At 39.3% G+C, this 20,777-nt stretch carries 15 protein-coding genes; 6 read left to right on the forward strand and 9 right to left on the reverse strand.

The genetic code is table 11. From position 1 onward, the window contains the following. Positions 1-221: 221 nt before the first annotated feature. The 4 genes from Q4575_RS14635 to Q4575_RS14650 form a co-directional block, all read right to left on the reverse strand. A complete protein-coding gene (locus tag Q4575_RS14635) occupies positions 222-7,019 on the reverse strand; it encodes a PAS domain S-box protein (RefSeq protein ID WP_303523331.1) in 6,798 nt (2,265 codons plus the stop codon). A gap of 31 nt (positions 7,020-7,050) precedes the next feature. Then, a complete protein-coding gene (locus Q4575_RS14640; protein WP_215961811.1) occupies positions 7,051-8,076 on the reverse strand; it encodes a two-component system response regulator in 1,026 nt (341 codons plus the stop codon). A gap of 778 nt (positions 8,077-8,854) precedes the next feature. Further along, positions 8,855-9,091, reverse strand: a complete 237-nt coding sequence (locus Q4575_RS14645; protein WP_272180688.1) for a helix-turn-helix domain-containing protein — start codon at positions 9,089-9,091, stop codon at positions 8,855-8,857. A gap of 232 nt (positions 9,092-9,323) precedes the next feature. Then, positions 9,324-9,821, reverse strand: a complete 498-nt coding sequence (locus Q4575_RS14650) for an FxsA family protein (protein ID WP_215961809.1) — start codon at positions 9,819-9,821, stop codon at positions 9,324-9,326. A gap of 124 nt (positions 9,822-9,945) precedes the next feature. On the opposite strand from Q4575_RS14650, the gene cutA reads away from it, so the two are divergent. The 6 genes from cutA (at position 9,946) to accC (ending at position 15,591) form a co-directional block, all read left to right on the forward strand. After that, the gene (cutA, locus tag Q4575_RS14655; protein ID WP_215961808.1) at positions 9,946-10,263 is read left to right on the forward strand and encodes a divalent-cation tolerance protein CutA; all 318 of its coding nucleotides are present in this window, start codon (positions 9,946-9,948) and stop codon (positions 10,261-10,263) included. A gap of 2 nt (positions 10,264-10,265) precedes the next feature. Beyond that, positions 10,266-12,116, forward strand: a complete 1,851-nt coding sequence (locus Q4575_RS14660; protein WP_303523332.1) for a protein-disulfide reductase DsbD — start codon at positions 10,266-10,268, stop codon at positions 12,114-12,116. Continuing rightward, a complete protein-coding gene (locus Q4575_RS14665; protein ID WP_303523333.1) occupies positions 12,116-13,093 on the forward strand; it encodes a GGDEF domain-containing protein in 978 nt (325 codons plus the stop codon). The genes Q4575_RS14660 and Q4575_RS14665 overlap by 1 nt, the downstream gene beginning before the upstream one ends. Before the next feature lie 215 nt (positions 13,094-13,308). Beyond that, positions 13,309-13,758 carry a type II 3-dehydroquinate dehydratase gene (aroQ, locus tag Q4575_RS14670; protein ID WP_215961843.1) on the forward strand — a complete coding sequence of 150 codons (450 nt, stop codon included), beginning with the start codon at positions 13,309-13,311 and terminating at the stop codon, positions 13,756-13,758. A gap of 24 nt (positions 13,759-13,782) precedes the next feature. Beyond that, the gene (gene accB / locus Q4575_RS14675) at positions 13,783-14,238 is read left to right on the forward strand and encodes an acetyl-CoA carboxylase biotin carboxyl carrier protein (protein WP_215961806.1); all 456 of its coding nucleotides are present in this window, start codon (positions 13,783-13,785) and stop codon (positions 14,236-14,238) included. A 12-nt stretch (positions 14,239-14,250) separates the two neighbouring features. Further along, the gene (accC, locus tag Q4575_RS14680; RefSeq protein ID WP_215961805.1) at positions 14,251-15,591 is read left to right on the forward strand and encodes an acetyl-CoA carboxylase biotin carboxylase subunit; all 1,341 of its coding nucleotides are present in this window, start codon (positions 14,251-14,253) and stop codon (positions 15,589-15,591) included. Positions 15,592-15,746: 155 nt separating this feature from the next. Here accC and Q4575_RS14685 read toward each other — a convergent pair whose 3' ends face one another. The 5 genes from Q4575_RS14685 to Q4575_RS14705 form a co-directional block, all read right to left on the reverse strand. After that, a complete protein-coding gene (locus tag Q4575_RS14685) occupies positions 15,747-16,409 on the reverse strand; it encodes a dienelactone hydrolase family protein (protein ID WP_303523334.1) in 663 nt (220 codons plus the stop codon). A 115-nt stretch (positions 16,410-16,524) separates the two neighbouring features. Further along, on the reverse strand, positions 16,525-16,707 hold the full coding sequence (locus tag Q4575_RS14690; protein ID WP_303523335.1) for a hypothetical protein: 183 nt from the start codon (positions 16,705-16,707) through the stop codon (positions 16,525-16,527). Between the two features lie 400 nt (positions 16,708-17,107). Continuing rightward, a complete protein-coding gene (locus Q4575_RS14695; protein ID WP_215961803.1) occupies positions 17,108-17,347 on the reverse strand; it encodes a helix-turn-helix transcriptional regulator in 240 nt (79 codons plus the stop codon). A 27-nt stretch (positions 17,348-17,374) separates the two neighbouring features. Further along, positions 17,375-19,489 (reverse strand): peptidase domain-containing ABC transporter, encoded by a 2,115-nt coding sequence (locus tag Q4575_RS14700; protein WP_303523336.1) that lies wholly within the window; start codon positions 19,487-19,489, stop codon positions 17,375-17,377. 2 nt (positions 19,490-19,491) lie between these two features. Further along, on the reverse strand, positions 19,492-20,730 hold the full coding sequence (locus tag Q4575_RS14705; RefSeq protein ID WP_215961801.1) for an HlyD family secretion protein: 1,239 nt from the start codon (positions 20,728-20,730) through the stop codon (positions 19,492-19,494). Positions 20,731-20,777 lie beyond the last annotated feature (47 nt).

A 20,777-nucleotide genomic window follows, 5' to 3' on the forward strand; every position in this document is an offset into this window, starting at 1 on the left:
CCAAGGGCTAGAAGCGAAAAAAATAGAAATAATTCGGAATGATAGTCGCACTTTTTATTCTATTTAATTATCGATTTATAGAATGTGGTTTAAGTTTTCTTTAAATATGTAGGCAGAACTTTTATTTCTTGTTTCAGAGTTGTCAGTAATATAGCCGACACGCAATGGCCTGTGTTTTTGAAATAACTCCGAATAACCTAAGCATTATTCGGTTTTACAAATTAATCGTTAGTGTTTAATTCTGATTTAAATGCTAGCGCGATTTCTTTTGCAGCATCAAAGTCGTAAATGTTAATCGCTTCAGCAATGCGTTGTTGTTGCCAATGGTATAGGCTACCTGTTAGCACAGGATCGAGCTTATCTATTACCTTAGACGCGTCGGTGTCATAGTCATCTATGAATTCCAGTAAACGGTCAAGTTGTTCAGTAATCCAGTTAACATCGATGGGGTGTTCAGTTTTTGGCGACGCAAGCTCATGTTGTAATTCTAATTTTTCGATTAAAAATTGTTTTAACTCTTCTAAAAGCATTCCTAAGTCATGGTCGACGTGTTGAAACGCCTCGCTTAATTTTTCGATAGGGGCATTATCTAAGCTTTCGGTCTCTAATCGGGCCGCCGAATTTTGCAAAGTGGTAGCGCCAATATTACTCGCTGATCCTTTTAGGGTATGAGCCCACATCGGAATGCCATTTGGATGATTAGTAACACTTTCCTGCAGGTTCGTTGCAAATGGCTCATATGAATTCACAAAGCGAGTTAATAGTTTTACGTATAACTGTGGATTATTTTGCGTAATGGCTAATCCTTTTTGCGTATTTAAATTTGCCATCTTTGGTATTTCAAAAACAGATGTTGGAGTTTTGAACAATTGCTTTGCTGTTTGATTAACCGCGGGCGTTATCCATTTAGCCATTGTGCTAAACATGTTATCGACATCGATTGGTTTAGCAAGATAGTCATTCATTCCAATATTGATCACTTTATCGCGATCGCCAGCCATGGTATCTGCTGTCATCGCGATAATAGGAATGTTTCGATACTTTTCAATTTTTCTTATTTTTTGGGTCGCGGTATAACCGTCCATCACGGGCATTTGACAGTCCATCAGAATGCCGTCAAACGGAATACTGTCGAGTTTATCCAACGCCACTTGACCATTTTCTGCTAATACCACGTTAATCCCATTGTTTTTTAATAACTCTTTAGCAAGTTCTTGATTTATTTCGTTATCTTCAACAACTAGTATATTAGCGCCTTTTAATTTTGTGATTGCACTGTGAGCATTTAACTTGCCGATTTGTGATTGTCGGTCAGACATGACTTTTTTGCCCATTGCGACAAAGATGGAATCTAACATGCTAGAGGCTGTGACCGGTTTTGTTAGATAAGCGCTTATATCGAGTTTTCTTCCTGTATAAGTCGCTTCATCAATACCATGTGCGGTAACCATAATAAATGTTGGTGAGTACTTTATTTTTCCTGAGTTTTGGATGATATCAATGGTCTCGAAACCGTCCATATCTGGCATTTTCCAGTCCATAATAACCAGTTCATAGGGGTCAGTAGAGTCTGTCTTTATTAAATGTTCAATTGCCTCTGGGCCGCTATTGGCAATATTGACTCTAAAGCCTAAGTTACCAAGCATTTTTTTGAAGACTTCCTGCGATGTGCGGTTGTCATCTACGACGAGTATCTTAAGTGGACCGAGCTGAGCTTCGCTTAATTTACCGTTTTCCTTGGCATTCATTTGTACGCCCAAAACGGCTGTAAAATGGAACATGCTGCCTTTTTCAATTTCACTAACAGCCCAAATTTCACCATCCATCATTTCTGTGAGCTTTTTAGAAATAGTTAATCCAAGGCCTGAACCGCCATATTGTCGCGTTGTAGAGCTATCAGCTTGATTAAACGATTTAAACAGATTTGCTTGCTGTTCTAAACTCATGCCAATTCCAGAGTCTTCTACGCAAAAATGCAGCTTAACTTCACGTTCGGTAACAGCATCCACATTAATACGGATGACAATTTCACCGCCTTCAGGAGTAAATTTTACGGCATTATTACCGAGGTTAACTAAAATTTGGCATAAACGAAGTGGGTCTCCTATAAGCGCATTGGGTACTGCAGGTTCAACATCAAAATGGAATTCAAGGGATTTTTCTTCCGCTTTCAGTCCAACTAAATTGGCGAGGTTTTCCATTACGTCTTCGAGTCTGAATTCAATCCATTCAATATCAAGTTTGTGTGCTTCAATTTTAGAAAAATCTAAAATGTCGTTTATTATTCCAAGCAGTGACTCTGCGCTTCGGTGAGCTTTAGCAATATAGTTGCGTTGTTTTCTGGTTAAGTCGGTTTGCAATGCTAAATGACTCATTCCAATAATGGCATTCATTGGAGTTCTAATTTCGTGGGACATATTTGCTAAGAAATTAGATTTGGCCTGTGTTGCTTCTTCAGCAATTTCTTTGGCTCGAATAATGTCATTTTGCGCTGATTTACTCGAGGTAATATCTTCGAAAGCAACCGCTACTCCATCACAAGCATTGTTGCCAAGTGGCGCAGCGCTTGTACTTATCCATACCAGATCCCCCTGCGGGCGATGCACTCCCATCTCAACATTTTTTACAATTTTGCCTGTTGCTAGTGCTATTGATGCTGGATAATCTTCAACATGCATTATTTGGTTGTTTGAATCGACGATCTTCCATGATTTTGAAGCCAACTCAGTTGCTTTATTTTCGTCAGCAGTAATCCCTAAAATATCTTCGGAGATCGCATTCGCTTCAACTATTTCGCCAGATGGCGAAATCATGACGACACCGACAGGAAGCGCAGTAAATAATGCTTTGAGCTGTTCCTGTTGTTTTGTTAATTCGTACTGTAATGATTTACTTGTATTAATATCTAGTTGTATTCCCAATACACGAGTGGCGATGCCTTTTTCGTTTCGTTCAAAAGCTTTACCTATGGCCAACATCCATTTCCATTCGCCTGATTTTGTTTTTATTCTATACTCAGACTCAAATTTATCTGTGCGACCTGCAATGTGGCTTTTCAGCTGACTGAACGTTTCTTCAATGTCCTCAGGGTGAATGAGTTCCGCCCAGCGCTCATACTGGTCGCTGTAAAGTTTGACTAAGTCTTGTTTTTTGTAGCCCAGCATTTCAGACCAGATATCACTGGTAAAAAAGGTTTCGTTGGTAGCGTCCCAATCCCACAAACCTGCATTGGCACCTTCAAGCGCGAGTTGCAGTTGAACCTCACTACTGTTGAGGGCTTTTTGAGCGTTTTTAAGTGTGGTGATATCGACTGATACACCACCTAATCCGATGACATTGCCAGTTGCGTCTTTGAGGGGAAACTTGTAACTCATATAACGATTGAATTGTCCATCAGGTTGTTCAACCGATTCTTCAAAGGCAATAGAGTGACCTTTTGACAGCACGTCTTGATCATTGTCCATTACGTCTTTGGCAATAACTTTGTTGGGCCAAATAGATTGGTCATTATTGCCAATCGCGGACTCTTGAGAAACACCTACTAAGAGGGACCATCTTTTATTAACAAGTTGATAATTACCATCAATATCTTTGAAATAGGCAACCGCAGGTAAGTTGTCCAAAAACTCTTTTATCAAATGTTGACTGTTTTCCAACTCAATTTCAGCCATTTTTGCTGCGGTAATATCTGCAAAGTTACCGGCAACACCAATAATGTTTTCACCTTCTAAGACAGGTTCGCCAGTGGTTCGGATCCAGATAATATTGCCTTTGAATGTTTTAAATTTACTTGTAATGTCGTAGGGCGTTCCAGATTCAAGACAGGCATAAAAAGAGTTGAGTAATAATTCTCGGTTTTCCATATAGCAGTCTGTACTATCGGAGATCCAGGTTTCTTCGTTTCCAGATTCAACTTCGTGGATTTTATAAACTTCGTCAGACCAAAAAAATGAATTTGTCAGTTTCGAGAATTCCCAGCCACCAATTTTAGCTAAGCTCTGACTGCGATTTAATACGTTTTGACTTTTCTGCAGTTCGAGTTGTGCTCTTTTTTGTTGCTCTATATCTCTTACAATACAAATAATGGCAGGTAAGCCGTCATGTTCAACTGGAATTAACGTTGTTTCTGAAGTCCAATTATGTGGTACACGGGCATTTTTCGCGTGTAACCATTCAAACGTTTGCTGAGTTTGCGTTGCGAAAACACGTTCAATTTTCTTCGCCGCCAAATCGGCAGAGGGAGTGCCGTCTAATTGAAATTCAGGTGACAGTTCGGGTGACGTAGCCGTCAAGCCAATGAGGTCATATTCATCTTCAAAACCAAACAAATTTAATAAGGCCGGATTGGTTTTAACAAATCCACTTCGATTTAATAAGCCAACACCGTCGGTTAGATTGCTAAATATTGAATCTGTTTGTCGTTTTTCCCTTGATAATTCAGTCATGTCGATAACGACGCCAATTATCCCAGTGTCGTTGTTGTTTAAGTTAAATGATGTGCGTTGGTACAACAAGTCATGGTAGCGTCCATCGGCCAATTTAATGTTTAGCTCATTTTTACTCGAACCACCATTTTTAATAATAAATTTGTCTTCTTCTAAAAATCGCTGACTAAGTTCGTTTCTTATAGAAGTAATTTCTGCCTTAACTAAGTCGTCTTCGTCCATATTTAGACCAAACGCTTTCTCAAATGCTTTGTTGGTCAGGCGTATATTTAGGTCTTTGTCTTTAACAACAATAGGGTTAGGGATAGCGTCTAAAATTGCTTCAGTTTGTCGGCGGTGATTAGCTTGTTCGGTAACGTCAACCGCGACACTAATTATACCGTCAATTTGACCATCAATTACGTACGTCGTCCTTTGATAAAAGATGTCGCTTACTTTGCCATTTGGCAATTCAATCTGGATCTCACTGTTGCTTGAGCCCCCGGTTTTAATTAGCTGACTGTCTTCCTCAAAAAAGGTTTTCTTTATTTCTTTAGGTAAAAAATTTGTGTCATATAAATTTTTACCAACAATATCTGAAGTGGTTAATCCAAAATATTGAGTAAAGGCGCTGTTTACCGCTTTAATATTCAATTTTTTGTCTTTAACAACTACTGGGTTTGGAATGGCGTCTAACAGCGCGGTTTGGTATTTAAATAGTCGTTCACTTTCTGCAAATTTTCGCTGTGAGTTTGCTAAAACAAAGGTAAATAACAAAGTTAATATGCCGATAGAAACCGGTAAGGCCAAAATTTCTGTGGTTCTAACTGAGTATCTATTTTGGTCTGCGGCTATGATATCAATTTTCCAGTTTTTTCCAGCAATCACTGGTGTCGCGGTATAGTTGAGGCCTTTTTGAACGTCTAATTCTTCTAGTTTAATGGCATTTGGTGAATGTGATTGATGGGTATAAAGAATCTCGTTATGGTTGTCTGCATCTCCAAAGATTATATGGCTATCGCCTGACTCAGAGTACTTTTCTAATGTGGACTCAATCATAACTTTTACGTCGATTGCGGCTAACGCATAACCTTTCAATGCGGCTTTACGTTGTTCTGGTGTGATACGAGGTAACTCATTTGCGTAAACAGGTAGGGCGAGTAACAGACCACTAGCATTTGTTTTTATTAACGAAATACGATTAGACATGGTAACTGAATCGGTAATGAGTGCTTTCTCAAATGCATCTTTTACATGGGGGATTGATGTTGCGTCAAAGCCAATCGCTGGTAAGTTTTGGGTAAATGGTTCTGCATAATAAACAGGGAAAAATGGACCATGACCTACAACTGGCAATTTTTTATCGCCGTCCATAGAAAAAATCGTAAACGCTTCTAGGCCGTCAGCAAGCGCTTTTGATTGACTCATTTGACGGTTTTCTTTTGTGATCTTAGGCAACCATTCTAAGCCAGCAATGCCGGGGTATTTATCAATTGAACGTTGAACGATTTGTTTGAATTGCCCCCGAGTTATTTGTTCAGAGGCATGAAAGCCGGTTTGGATATTATACAAGGTCTCCACATATGGAAACATGGATAGTTCTAATGTTCGAATGAGCTTTTCTGATCTTGCATTAAAATCTTTTACAATGTCCTTTTGTTGCATTTGACTTGAGTACTGGAAAATTGAAAATGCCAATAGAGAGCCCAAATAAAGTGTGGCATATATTGTAATTCGGCTCGCTCGGGATGTTTGTAATCGAACTTTTGAATAAAGGACGTAAATAAGCATACTCGTTAAACTGACCCCAAAAACCAGAGTTGCTTCAGTGGCGTAGGTTGCAGAGAGCAATTTGCCGTCCGCAATTGAGACACCTGCAGTAACGTGCATGGCAAAACTCAACCCCAGAGTCACAGTGAAGCCTATGATAGCCACTGGTAGGATTAACCATTGGATGGGAAGTGTATTTGTCTTAGTTACATTAATAATGGCTTTGAAATATAAACCGATAGCAAGGACAGCCATACCGAGAGATGTATGAATCGCCATGGTAGCGTAGTTTCCAAAAACCAGACTTGAGTCGATATCAAATACATACCCGATTAACGACAAAAGGGCTACAGCCATTATCATTGGCGTAATTGCAAGTACTAGGTTTTCAAATTTACGGGTAGAAAGACATAACATGGCAATGCCTGATAAAGTAAAACAAATCGCTGTATTCACTGACATTGACATGTTCTGAAACGTATCTTTTCCGGGGGGATAATTTACAAACAAGTGGTCGATTTTGAACTGAAACTCAAAAAAGTATTGGGATAAAACAGTAGTACCTAAAATTACAAGTATGGTACCCGCTATTCGGCCGAGAATTTGTTTTTGTAACACAACGCTGAAGAGTCCGGTGCCTGCTAATAGAAAACCAAAGGCAGTGTCATATTGCATTGCAGTAAAAGAAGGGGGGATTTGCACTAATATTGCATTCTGAGAGTGCCACCCGTAAATCACAATAAGCCCGATAACAAGCAGTACATATGCGCTACTTATACAAACATATCTCAGCAATTTGAGTAATTGCTTGTTGTCTGTATGCATAAAAAATTCCTTTTTGAATTTAGCTAATTATCTAGTCCGTATAGTGACGTTGAATATCTCTTATTTGTGGCAAACATTCTATAAATAGCGCCATTAAATTAGGATCAAAATGACGACCTGACTCTTTAGTCATAAAGTCAATGGCCCTTTGTTCAGACCATGCCTCTTTATAGGGCCTAACACTTGTTAACGCATCAAATACATCTGCCACCGCAATTATGCGCGACGCGAGTGGAATTTCTTCTTTACTTAACCCTTTTGGGTAGCCGGTGCCATCCCATTTTTCATGATGTGACATTGCAATTTCTTTAGCGAGTTGCAGTAAAGGAGATGGGTGCTCGCCAATAATATCGGCCCCATATTCGGAATGTTTTTTCATTATTTCCCATTCTTCTGGATTTAACCTACCAGGTTTGAGTAAAACGCGGTCCGGGATCCCTATTTTTCCGATGTCATGCATCGGTGCGGCGTTATAAATGAGTTCACACCAATCATCAGGTTTACCAAGTTTTTTTGCTAGAATTTTTGTAAATAAACTCATGCGAATTACATGCATGCCTGTTTCATTATCTTTAAACTCAGCCGCTCGGCCTAGTCTTCTGATAATTTCGACTCTTGTATCATTCAATTCTTTGGTTCTGTCTTGAACGAGCTTTTCAAGTAATCGTGATTGGTCGTAGAGTGAAAGGTGTGTTTTTATTCGAGCAATCACAATGGGCGGACTAACGGGCTTAGATAAGTAATCTACCGCACCTAATTCAAACCCCATTTGTTCATCATGTACATCGGATTTAGCGGAAACAAAAATAATTGGAATTTGTGAAGTTTCGGGATGGCTCTTCAATTGACGACACACATCATAGCCATCCATTTCAGGCATCATAATGTCCAATAGAATTAAGTCTGGTTTATGCTCAGAAAATGCAATTTTTAGCGCCAGGTAGCCATTTAGTGCCGCCTTAATTTTATAGTCTTGCTTTAATATGCCAGACAAAACATCAATATTTTCAGGGGTGTCATCAACAATTAAAATTGTTGCTTTGGCTTCGTCACTCATTTTTCTTCCTTTAAAATAAATATCGACCAGTTAACATTGTCGTACAACATTAATTTGTTTTTTGTAAATGCGCGCAGCGCCAAACTCTAACTTTTTGCTTATACCTTCTTTTAAAACCACAACCTGGTTCGCGCAACGGCGTTAAAAATATATTTGTCTGGCTGTATTCATTCAAAAATAAAGTCGGCAGGTTTATCAATGCTTAACCATAGTGTCATTTAATAGTGTCATTCAACACTTCAACACAACAGCACTAAAGATTTATTTCGGCACAGAATGGATATGCGCCTGCCAATTTAGCATCCATAATCGGTGCTTTGCGTACCAATTAATATTATCTAATGTGTAAGTTATGTTACCGTTTTGGGAATATTAGATTGCAAGTTCCTGACAAATATAAATTATTATTCCGGAGTTAGAATCAGCCTCTATTTTGCAGATTGCATACAATCTCATGTTAAATTTACAGCCTTTGCAAATTACCCCAACATTACAATTAAAATTAGAACAAAATTGCGATAAATCAACCAATAACATAAAAAATACTTACTCAGTAATAGGTTTAGCTAAGTTGTAATATTTATAGGTGAATTTAATTTTACTTTAAATAAACAGGGTTTAAATAATGGCCTGTTTTTGTGTTGAAAACACCATAAACAAGGATGAAGCTGTTGAGTATTATTGTGACTTGAATGGGCGTAATTAACTTTGTATGCAATTTGGTAAGTTTTATCCGGAGGTGTTTCTTCTAATTAGTAGCGAGTTAGCATAACGAGTATCACTTGTCAGATACGATATTGACTAAAGTTTCTATGTTATAGGCACCACACGCTTCACAAATTTCTATGGTCTCGACAAAGTCGAGGTTGCGCTCGCCACTTTCATATTTAGAAACGTAGCTTTGTGGTTTGTTTAGTTTTTCCGCCAATTTTCCTTGAGTTAAACCAGACTCATCTCTGAGTTGCTTTAAATATTGTCTCAATTGCTGACGTTTAGGATCCCATATTTTGCTCATCCGCTAAATGTAAAAGAGCAAAGTGTATATCCCATTTTAGGATAAATTTGATTTTATCTATCGATTCCAAAAAAGTGGCGTTTAAAACGAAGAAACTTGAAGAATGGGCAAACTAAGCTTTCAGATAATAGTATAAAGTAATTCGGTTTATTAAATTGGTGGAAACCGTAATAAAAGCCATTAAACAAGCTCGTTTAATAGCTTTTGAAATTCAAATAGTTGAATACTTAAATTAATCTTTTCTAATGTATTCACCGTCAATTGTTGTAGGGCGCTTAGAGCTGTTTTCATCATCTACAGTTTTGTTATTGTCGTTTTGTGCAAAGTCTGGCGTTTGCCCAAACGACGGCCCGAATGGCTGACCGCCGGTTGCGCCACCCACGACTTGAACGCGAGAACCAACCTTTAAATAAACTAAAGTACGAAATAATGGGGTTAGCAATAATAGTCCAAATATATCCGTCATAAAGCCTGGGGTGATTAGTAATACACCAGAAACAAGAATACATACGCCATCAAATATGGCTTTGGCAGGAAGTTGACCTTGGGCTAATTGTTGCTGGATATTCTGCCACGTAGATAAACCCTGCTGCTTAACCAATCGGGTTCCGATAATTGCAGTCAAAATTATGATGAAAAAAGTCCATCCGCTGCCTATCATCGATCCAACTTCGAGCAATAACATTAGTTCAATGAGTGGAATTACAATAAAAATAACAAATAAAGGCATTACGCGTCCTAAAGTTTTATGACCAATTTTACCGAATAGTATTACGTTAATATGGGACATTACCTGTTATATCAAGTATTGTAACGCAGTTGTGTGTAACTGAATGTGTTTTTAGGATCCTTGCATGTTTAAACTTGCCTTAACTACCTGCCCAGATCTTCCGACAGCTCATCAACTTGCTGAGATACTTGTCGAATCTAATTTAGCCGCGTGCGTTAATATAATTCCATCAATTGTGTCCATTTATAAATGGCAAGGCAAAATGGAACAATCACAAGAAACTCAATTAATTATTAAGACAGTTGAAAGAAATGTTGCAAAAATCGAGTCTATATTGGTAGAGCATCATCCCTATGATGTGCCCGAATATATCGTTTTGAACTTCGATACTGGCAGTAAGTCCTACCTAGAGTGGTTAGAACAAAATACAAGTGAGATGTAAAGTTGAATATTATCAATAGTTTGATTGGAATTGTCCGTTCTTTTTTGGTGCTGAGTTTAATACTTATCAGCACAACATTAAATGTGAATGCCGAAGATAAGAGCGATCCATTCTCAGCTCTGTTTGGTCAACAGACACAATTTTTGCCGGTAGAAGAAGCATTTGTTTTTAACTTTTCCCAAAACGACGATGAAGTGACATTAAGTTGGGAAATCGCAGATGGTTATTATTTATATGCTGACAAGTTTCAGTTTGCTGCCGACGATTTGACAATCGAAGCTACCGAAAAACCTGACGCGACTCAAATTGAAGACGAGTTTTTTGGGGTAGTTGATGTATATTTTTTTGAATCGGAAATTAAAGTTACAGTTGCCAATGTAAGTGAAAATGCGGAATTAAAAGTTCGTTATCAAGGCTGTGCGAAAGCAGGTCTGTGTTACCAGCCAATCTCCAAAACTGTCCCCGTCGATAAATTTTCTTCCGCAACTTCAACATCTGATGGATCTTCAACCGCAGCCACGTTTTCTGCTTTGACTGAGCAAAACAAAACGACGTATTTGAACAATGACACTTCAGGGGATTCAACTCAGAATATATTGGCCGATAGATTGAATTCTGAAAATTTTGCATGGGTACTGCTGATCTTTTTTGGACTAGGTGTCGGTTTAGCGTTTACTCCCTGCGTATTCCCAATGTTCCCCATTTTGTCAGGCATAATCGCTGGTCAGGAAAACTTAACAGCGAGAAAAGGGCTATACCTCGCTTTTATCTACGTACAAGGTATGGCTTTAACGTATTCATTATTGGGTCTCATTGTGGCAAGTGCTGGTGCTCAATTTCAGGCTGCGCTGCAACACCCCGCTATTTTAATTTCGGTCAGTCTTATTTTTATCGGTTTAGCAGGGGCAATGTTTGGTTGGTATAACCTACAATTGCCGAGCTCTTGGACCAGTAAGCTTACGCAAGTGAGCAACAATCAAAAGTCGGGGAATGTCGTTGGCGTATTTATGATGGGGTTATTGAGTGGTCTTATTGCCTCACCATGCACCACAGCGCCTTTAACTGGCGCATTATTGTATGTTGCACAAACTGGCGATCTGGTGATCGGCTTTGTGACACTATACGTGTTAAGTTTGGGAATGGGGCTGCCGCTACTGGTCATTGGTTTGTCTGGTGGGAAGTTATTGCCAAAAGCCGGCAACTGGATGAATTTTGTTAAAAATTTATTTGGTTTTATATTGTTAGCGATCCCCGTTATCCTATTAGATCGCTTTGTTGAGTTTCATTGGGTACTGATAACAGCCGGTGTTTGGGTGTTGGCGATGGCCGCTTATTTTCATCACGAATACCTTAACAGTGTTAAAGCCTCGGTTAAAAGTGTTTTTTGGTTGGTGTCTTATGTCTTCCTATTCTTTGGATTGGCGCTTGTGGCTTGGCCTCATTTAAAGTTACTCCCTAATAATGGTGGTGCGATAGCTGAGCATTCAGAGGTCACTTTTGTCAAAGTCTTGTCCATTGCCGACATTGAAAAAGAAATTTTAATCGCAAAGTCTAACGGTCAAGGGGTTATGTTGGATTTATATGCTGATTGGTGCGCAGCTTGCAAGGAATTTGAAGCCTTTACCTTTAGTGATAAACAAGTTCAAAACGAAATGAAAAAATTACGGATGTTGCAGGTTGATATGACTGAAAACAGCGAACTTGATATTGAGATTATGGAAAAGTTTCAAATTTTAGGATTACCAACCATACTATTCTTTGATAATGCAGGGAACGAGCTAGAAAGGCGACGGGTAACTGGGTTTATGAATGCCGAACAATTTAACGCACATTTAAGGGCGACGTTTAACTAGTGACTGAAGAAATTAGAAGTACAATTAAAAGAAATAAAGATAGAGACGCGGAGTCATTAAAGTTTGATTATACTTTGTTGATGTCGTGTCAGCGCTCGGTGGTTGCACTAAATAAAACCTTAGTGCACATACTCGAAGAGGTGGTGGCACCTTATGAATATAAGGTATATTTGAGTTCAGACGGTACGGAGCGAGATCGCTTTTACTTGTTTTCCAGCTCGTCGGGCGCGCTAGAAAACCCACAAGAAATTGATCAGATTAGACAATTTGATTTAGACGAACTTGAACGCGTCGACGAACTTGCCTTAATTGATGAGAACAAAATATTCTACCCTGCGATATTAAATCACCGCTTTTATGCCTGCATTGTTACCGGTATTGACGTGTCTGAAGAAGTCGATGAACAGATCATTTGTATTATGGCTATCTATTGTAATGTACTGATTTTGATCACTGACTCTAAAGTTGATGGGTTAACCCAATTACTTAATCGCAAGAGTTTTGATATTGATTTGGCACTTGAATTACAACGTCCTGATATGGAAAAACGACGCAGCTCAGACGGTGTTGTTGAAGTACTTGAGTCGCACTTGGCAATCATAGATATCGACTTTTTCAAAGCAATCAATGATGAATATGGGCATGTTGTTGGTGATGAAGTATTGGTTGAGTTAGCTGAATTGATGCGGTTGAGTTTTCGCTCCCGCGATGGTTTGTTTCGATACGGTGGTGAAGAGTTTGCCGTTATTTTGCGTGATGTGTCGAGGCAACAAACTAAACGCATTCTAAATCGTTTTTGTAATATGATTGAAAACCACCAATTTAAATCTGTCGATAGTTTAACCATTAGCATTGGATGTTGTGGAATAAATAATGAACTAAACTTGTTACACTTGGTCGAATACGCAGATAAAGCATTATATTACTCGAAAGAAAATGGCCGTAATCGCGTTACTCATTTTGAAGATATAGAATAAAGTAGCGTACTCGGCGCTTAAATATTGAGTATTGGTGCAAATCTGCACCACCAATTAATTCAACTTCGGTCATTAGACCAGTATTTTACTGCTAATTGTATTGAAATCACTATAATGGCGCTCTGCCTATTCAAATCTGGTGTTTTTTTAGTTAAATTACTAATTATAAGTGAATGTTAGATTTTGAATGTATTTTAGGTGAAGAAGGCGACATGATGTCTACAAATAATCGTATTTTACTGTTGAATGGCCCAAATCTTAATTTGTTGGGTAAGCGTGAGCCAGAAATTTATGGCGCCAATACGTTGGCCCAAATTGTTGAAACTTTAGCTGAACAAGCGCAATCACGCAATGTTGAGTTACAACACGTGCAATCGAACAGTGAAGCTGAGCTTATTGCCGCTATTCATAGCGCGATGGGGGAAGTTGATTTTATTGTGATAAATCCTGCTGCTTTTACCCATACAAGTGTTGCAATACGTGATGCGTTGTTAGGTGTGAACATACCTTTTATAGAGGTGCATATTTCAAATGTTCACGCCAGAGAAGAATTTCGTCATAAATCTTACCTGTCGGATGTTGCGGTCGGTGTGATTTGTGGTTTGGGTGTTGATGGTTATCGTTATGCCATCGACAAAGCTCTACATACTATTTTGAAAAATTAATAAGAATTAAATATAGGTATTAAAATGGATATTCGTAAAATTAGAACACTCATCGACATGGTTAAAGAATCTGGTGTTGGTGAAATTGAAATCACTCAGGGTGATGAATCAATCCGTATTTCTGGAACGCCAATTCAAGTTATGCAAGCGGCACCAATGCAGCAAATGCAACAAATGGCACCAGCCGCTCCTGCTGCTCCTGCAGCAGCACCAGTAGCCGCAGCACCTGAAGCTTCTGCTCCTAGTGGTCATCAAGTTCAGTCGCCAATGGTTGGTACTTTTTATCGTGCATCTTCACCAGCTACACCTGCTTTTGTTGAAGTTGGCCAGACGGTTAACGTTGGTGACGTTTTATGTATCATCGAAGCAATGAAAATGATGAACCAAATTGAATCTGACAAAGCTGGTGTAGTTAAAGCCATTCTTGTTGAAAATGAAGATCCAGTTGAATTTGATCAACCATTATTCATCATCGAATAATAGGGGTCACTTATGATAGATAAAGTAGTTATCGCAAACCGTGGCGAAATTGCCCTGCGTATTTTGCGAGCTTGTAAAGAGTTGGGTATCAAAACAGTTGCTGTGCATTCAACCGCTGATAGAACCCTAAAACATGTCTTGTTAGCAGATGAAACCATTTGTATTGGTAAAGCGTCAGCGCAAGAAAGTTACCTTAACATTCCTAGAATTATTGCGGCTGCAGAAGTTACTGACGCTGTAGCTATTCACCCAGGTTATGGATTTTTAGCAGAAAATGCTGATTTTGCTGACCAAGTTGAGCAAAGTGGTTTGATTTTCATTGGTCCAACTGGAGATACTATCCGCCTAATGGGTGACAAAGTATCTGCAATTGAAGCTATGAAAAAAGCAGGCGTACCTTGTGTACCAGGCTCAGACGGCGAGTTAGGCCCTGATGCGGACACCAACAAAGCCATTGCGCGACGTATTGGTTACCCGTTAATTGTTAAAGCAGCAGGCGGCGGCGGTGGTCGTGGTATGCGTGTGGTACGTAGTGAAGCTGAATTGATTGACTCAATTGCCATGACTAAAGCCGAAGCGGGTGCAGCCTTTAATAATGACGTCGTTTACATGGAAAAATTCCTTGAAAACCCTCGTCACATTGAAGTGCAAGTATTAGCTGACGGCCAAGGCAATGCAGTACATTTGGGTGAGCGTGATTGTTCGATGCAACGTCGCCACCAAAAAGTAGTAGAAGAGGCACCAGCACCAGGTATTACACCTGACTTGCGTAAATACATTGGCGACCGTTGTGTTCGTGCCTGTGTTGAAATTGGTTACCGCGGTGCAGGTACATTTGAATTTTTGTATGAAAATGGCGAGTTCTATTTCATCGAAATGAATACCCGTATCCAAGTTGAACATCCTGTTACTGAGATGGTCACTGGTGTTGATTTGATTAAAGAGCAATTGCGCGTAGCTGCTGGTCAGCCTTTATCAATTACACAAGACGATATTCAAATTCGTGGCCATGCTATCGAATGTCGAATTAACGCTGAAGATCCAGTTACATTTATTCCATGTGCCGGTGAAATCAAACGTTTCCATTCTCCTGGTGGTTTAGGGGTTCGTTGGGATTCGCACATTTATACAAATTATAAAGTGCCGCCAAACTATGACTCTATGATTGGTAAACTGATCACTTACGGTGAAAACCGTGGTATCGCTATCAAGCGTATGCAACATGCATTAAACGAGTTGTTAGTTGAAGGAATTAAAACAAACGTTCCTTTACAGAAAGAAATTATGGCAGACGAACATTTCCAAAATGGTGGAACAAACATCCATTATCTTGAAAAGAAACTCGGATTGTAATGTCCCTTTAGGGCCTTGCTTTTGTCAAAAAACCGCGAATTGTTAATTCAATTCGCGGTTTTTTATTTTGTGCTTAAACAATGTTTAGCTTTGTGAGAAATAATGTTTAGTCTTCGCGAGAAATGGGTAAAGTGACAAATCCCTTTTATTAAAGACTAATAAATGTTGATTTCGCGAGTTGAAATTTGATGCCTTATTTTATTAACCTGCTCAAGGTAACCCGCCTTATCATAATTGTCTGAGAGTTTATTCATAAATCCATGAGCATAAGGCACTTTAGATACATCGATATTCATTTTACCTGAAAGCTTTTCGGTTAGCTCCGCCACAGAGAAGTGCTGCTCTTGCTGTGGGAATATCAATTGAATTGGAAATATAGGGGCAACATTAAGATTGTTTCTGATCTGGGAACCGTAATATCCGATGGCGGTAATTTGGTTTTGAGCATCGATAAAGCGGTCAGCGATATTCCAAATAGCGGAAGCCCCAACACTAAAACCTATCAATAAGATTAATGGTTTTTTTTGCTCTGGTGGCTGTTGCAATAGAGCGTTAGAACTGAATTCTCCTATTGCGTGACTTACTGGCATTTGAGCTGCTAATCGGGTTTCTAGGAGGTTTGAGTAAGTTAAAAGGCCGACATTGTCAGTAAAATAACGGTAAGCGGAAAGTTCGTTTTCAAACGGTACGAATTGGCCTTGGTAAGGGTCGACAATATCGATGTCTTCTGCATGATCTAAAGTATCAAGGAGATCAGCTACTAGGCTTTCTACCGCGGGGGTACGACCAAATATGTCTGAAACTAATATTATTTTCACCAAAGGCGACCTTTTATGACTTACCATTTATTGATTTAATCGTATCGTAAATTTCCCCTTTCCCCTAGCTTAAACTAACAGAGGGAACGGCATTGTGTAGTCCAAACGTTGTCGGTTATTGAACGGAAATACTTAATATTAAGCCGATGCAAAAGCCTATACATACCCCAATAAATAAAGAGACTTTATTGGGCTGAGGTTTGTTTCTATACCAATGGTGGAATGAGACCGATTCCCCTGCCAATTGTGAAATGGCTCGGCGTTTAACACTTTGGTTTAACTCATGTTCAAAATCCATTTTGAAACCTTTTAATTAACTAATCCGTTGTTTTAGGTGGTAGGTCAAAATTCGTTGCCAGACATAAAGAGTACACCCAACTATCCCTGCGACTATTGGCGGCGAATAAAAACAGATACAAAAATACATTATTGCAACAATACTATGAATTAGTAGCTCCAATTTAATGCGTTTAACCGACCCTAATTGAAGGTCTATCAGCTTATTTAAAAGTCCCATAAAATCTCCTTATTTAAATTTGCCGCCACCGAATACCAACGTGAATTGAGCTGTTTTAAGTGTCTGCATTGTATTTTCCTTATAAAGTTAATGGAGGCCATCCTTGGCCAAGTGTTCTAACTGAATTGTGTGTTCCTTATTCAGTATTTCCATTAAATGTTAGTCGTATCTTCAGCGAAGATCATCTGGACCAAGGTATAGTTTTAAGTGCAGTATTCACCTTGTTGGGTTTGAATATTTTCACTAATTCAGATTTGTTCTTAACGGCCAGTTTTTCGTAGATGTTGCCACAATGAAATTTTACGGTTCGAACACAGATATATAATGCGTCTGCAATATCTTGCTGGCTTTTACCTGTAAGTAGTTGTTGAAAGACTTGTGCTTCGCGTTTTGATAACGCTGTTATTGTGAAAGTTTCCATATTGTTCTCCTTTTAGTATGGAAGTGATTAGTCAATTTTGACCAGTTGTTTTTTTAAGTTTAAAAAGTTCGAGGTAACGTCGGTTAAACGACCGCCCGAAAGTTCTAATACGCGGTCGCAATGGGCGATGGTTTCTGGCCGATGCGCAACGACAATTTTGGTAACCTTTAAATCATTTAAACTCAGATTAATCTGGCATTCTGAATGAATGTCCAAATGGGCCGATGCTTCATCTAATAGCAAAATTTGAGGCGACTGAAACAAGGCTCTGGCTAATATAATGCGTTGTACTTGACCGCCAGAAAGGGCAACACCCATTTCACCAATAAGAGAGTGATATCCCATCGGCATCTCTATAATTTCGTCATGAATTGCAGCAATTTTGGCGCAATACATGACATGCTCGATATCGTATCGTTCAGAAAATTGTGAAATATTTGCGGCTATCGAGCCCGATAATAATTGATCATTTTGCATCACACTGCCGACCTGACTGCGGAGTGAATGTGGATTACAGTTTTGTTGGTTAATGCCGTCCCATAGGATCTCTCCAGAATCTGGCGGTAATAATCCCAAAATAACTTTTAATAATGTGGTTTTTCCGCAGCCAGAAGCGCCAATAATCGCCACTGATTCACCTGGCTTAACGCTAAGGTTGAGATTGGAAAATAGCCATTTTTCCGTTGGTGAATATCGGTAATTTAGATCCCGTATTTGTAATTCACCACTTAAGGCGGGTAACTGTCGTTGGTGTGCTGTTGACTCCGTGGGCTCTGAAACAAAGTCGGATAAACGGTTTAAATGAATTGATAACGTTTTAAATTCTATAAATTTGTCAACGAGCGCTGCGAACCGTTGTGTTAGCTGAGATTTGTAGGCAATAAAAGCAGTTAACATGCCTAGGCTAAAGGTGGTGTTAGCGTCACTGTTGATAACGAGTTGAGCACCGATAAAGATGACAATGACATTTTCAATACCAAACAGCAGTCCATTAATAATTTGATAAAATAGCTGTAATTTGGATACCCGAATTTCACTGTTCAACGAACTGATATATAAGTTCTGCCAGATGGATTGACGTTGTGATTCCAAACCAAATAATTTGATAGTCTGAATCGCCCGCATATTTTCCATAAAGCTCGACGACTCAACTGCTCGGTCGTGGATATTTTGTTCTAAGGATTTTTTAAGAGATGAAAAAGAACACAACCGCAGGATCAAATACACCAGCATAGTTGCAACAACGATGGTTGCTAGCGTTGTATTGTACAAATAGATCATGATCAAGGTGCCAATGGCCATAAGACCGTCGACTACACCTTCAACTAGATGATTTGTAATTATCTGCCGGACATTATGCAATGATGAAAAACGAGAAACCAAATCTCCAATAAATCGTTTCTCAAAGAAACCAAGAGGCAGATTAATAACTCGATTAAACAAGCCAAATGCCAGCTGCTTACTCATCGAATTATTTAAATAGATCACCGTAGCGCCGCGCAGTGAGGCCACAGCAGAATTAAATAGGGTTAATCCGCCAAATCCTAATGCGAGAACCACAAGAAATTGACCATCAAAACTGGGCAATACCTGATCGACCACCAGTTGCAGGTAATAAGGAAACGCCAACGTAATAAATTGCAGCATAACAGACAATATGAGCAACTGACTTAAAGGGGATTTGAGCCCATGGCATGCGGCGATAATTTCCCCTAAGGTTAATCGAGGACCACGTTGATCTTGTTTATTAAATTGTTTGTTAGGCGAGAGCTCCAGAGCAATGCCAGTAAAGTGTTTGTTAAATTCTTCGAGGCTCAAACTCACTTCGCCACGCGCTGGGTCAATTATTTTTATGGTCTTTGCATTTACTTGTTTGAGGACCACAAAATGATTCATGTCCCAATGAATAACGCAGGGCAAAGACAGTTTTGTTAAGTCTGAAACTTCCAGTTTTAAGGCTCTGGCCGACAGGTTTATCGCAGCGGCTATGTCGATTAGTTGTTTTAAAGTTGTGCCCTTAAGTGTTTGCGGAAATTTTTGGCGCATGTGGTTCATGTCTGTCTTGTAGCCAAAGTGGTTGGCTATCATCGCGATAGAAGATAGCCCACATTCAGAAGCTTCTGATTGTAAAATGACGTTCATGACTATTCTCCTAATGCTGCGATAATAGGTTCGAATAACCATTCAGCTAAGCTTCTTGACTCAACTTGTAACTCAGCGGTTAACAACATGCCATTTTGCAGCGGGCGCTCTTGTCCATAGGCATCTATGGTTTGCCGCGACAGTTCGGCATTAACTTGATAAATAGGCCCTTGATTTTGACTTTGCCAATTTACTTCTGACGACGAAATTATTGAAGTTGGAATGCTACTCAGCGTGGCATGTAATGCGCCAAATTTTTCAAAAGGATAAGCCTGAAGCTTCAAATTTGCCGGTGTGCCTTGTTGAATAAAGCCAATCGAACGCGAGGGGATTAATAACTCTGCGTATAACTTAGGTTCGAGCGGGGCAATGGTAAACATGAACTGCCCAGAGGATACGCGCTGACCTTGTTTAATATTTATAGTGGAGACGATACCGTCCTTTTGCGCTACAAATAGCTTTTCTGTTGCGTTTCTCATCTGTGCAATCTGGATCTTTTTGTCGCTGATAAGCTGATCAAACTGAGCATGTTCACTTTGTTGTTGGGTTTTTATCGTTTCTAATTTGAATCTGATCTTGTCCAGTTCAAACGTGAGTGTTTTGATTTGCTGGGTAAAGTTATCCGACTGTTGTTTAAGTTCAAGCAGGCTGACTCGATATTGGCTTGCCTGCAATTCACTCACTAAGCCTTGTTGGGCAAGTTCGGTAAACTTTAGAAATTGTTGCTGGGCGATGGCTGTTCGCTGACTTAAAAACGTAAGTTGAGATTGCAGCGAAGCTTGTTGTTGGTTTAACGACGTTTGATCTAACTTTAGAGCCTCTATTTGCGTTTCAAGCGTTTTATCAAGCTGCTGTTTTTGAACATGATATTGATGGATTTGAGTTTGCAGTTGGCTGATATTAAACTCAATTAAATCACTGCCATCTACCGTCGTTGCTTGTGATGTTAATTTAACAAGCGGCGTGCCTTTCTCAACAACCAATCCTGGTTTAACAAATAACGTATCCACCACCATATTTTGTGGTGCGGTAAAGGTAATGTCACCTTCGGTCGTTGTTAATTGACCAACGACGGTTTGAGTTTGGGTATACGACGCATTGGTGATAAATGCGATGGAGGTGATAAACAGACAAACAAAAAGGATAAATAGTGAAGAAAAAGCTACTGGTTGTGCAAGGACAATTTCTCCAAATTGCTCCTGACTGTGTTGGTTTAAGACTTGTTTCCGAAACAATCCCATTTTCTATTCCTTAGAAAATTTAGACAAAAAAACCATTCCATTAAAGA

The sequence above is a fragment of the Psychrosphaera sp. 1_MG-2023 genome (assembly GCF_030548245.1).
GTDB lineage: Bacteria > Pseudomonadota > Gammaproteobacteria > Enterobacterales > Alteromonadaceae > Psychrosphaera > Psychrosphaera algicola.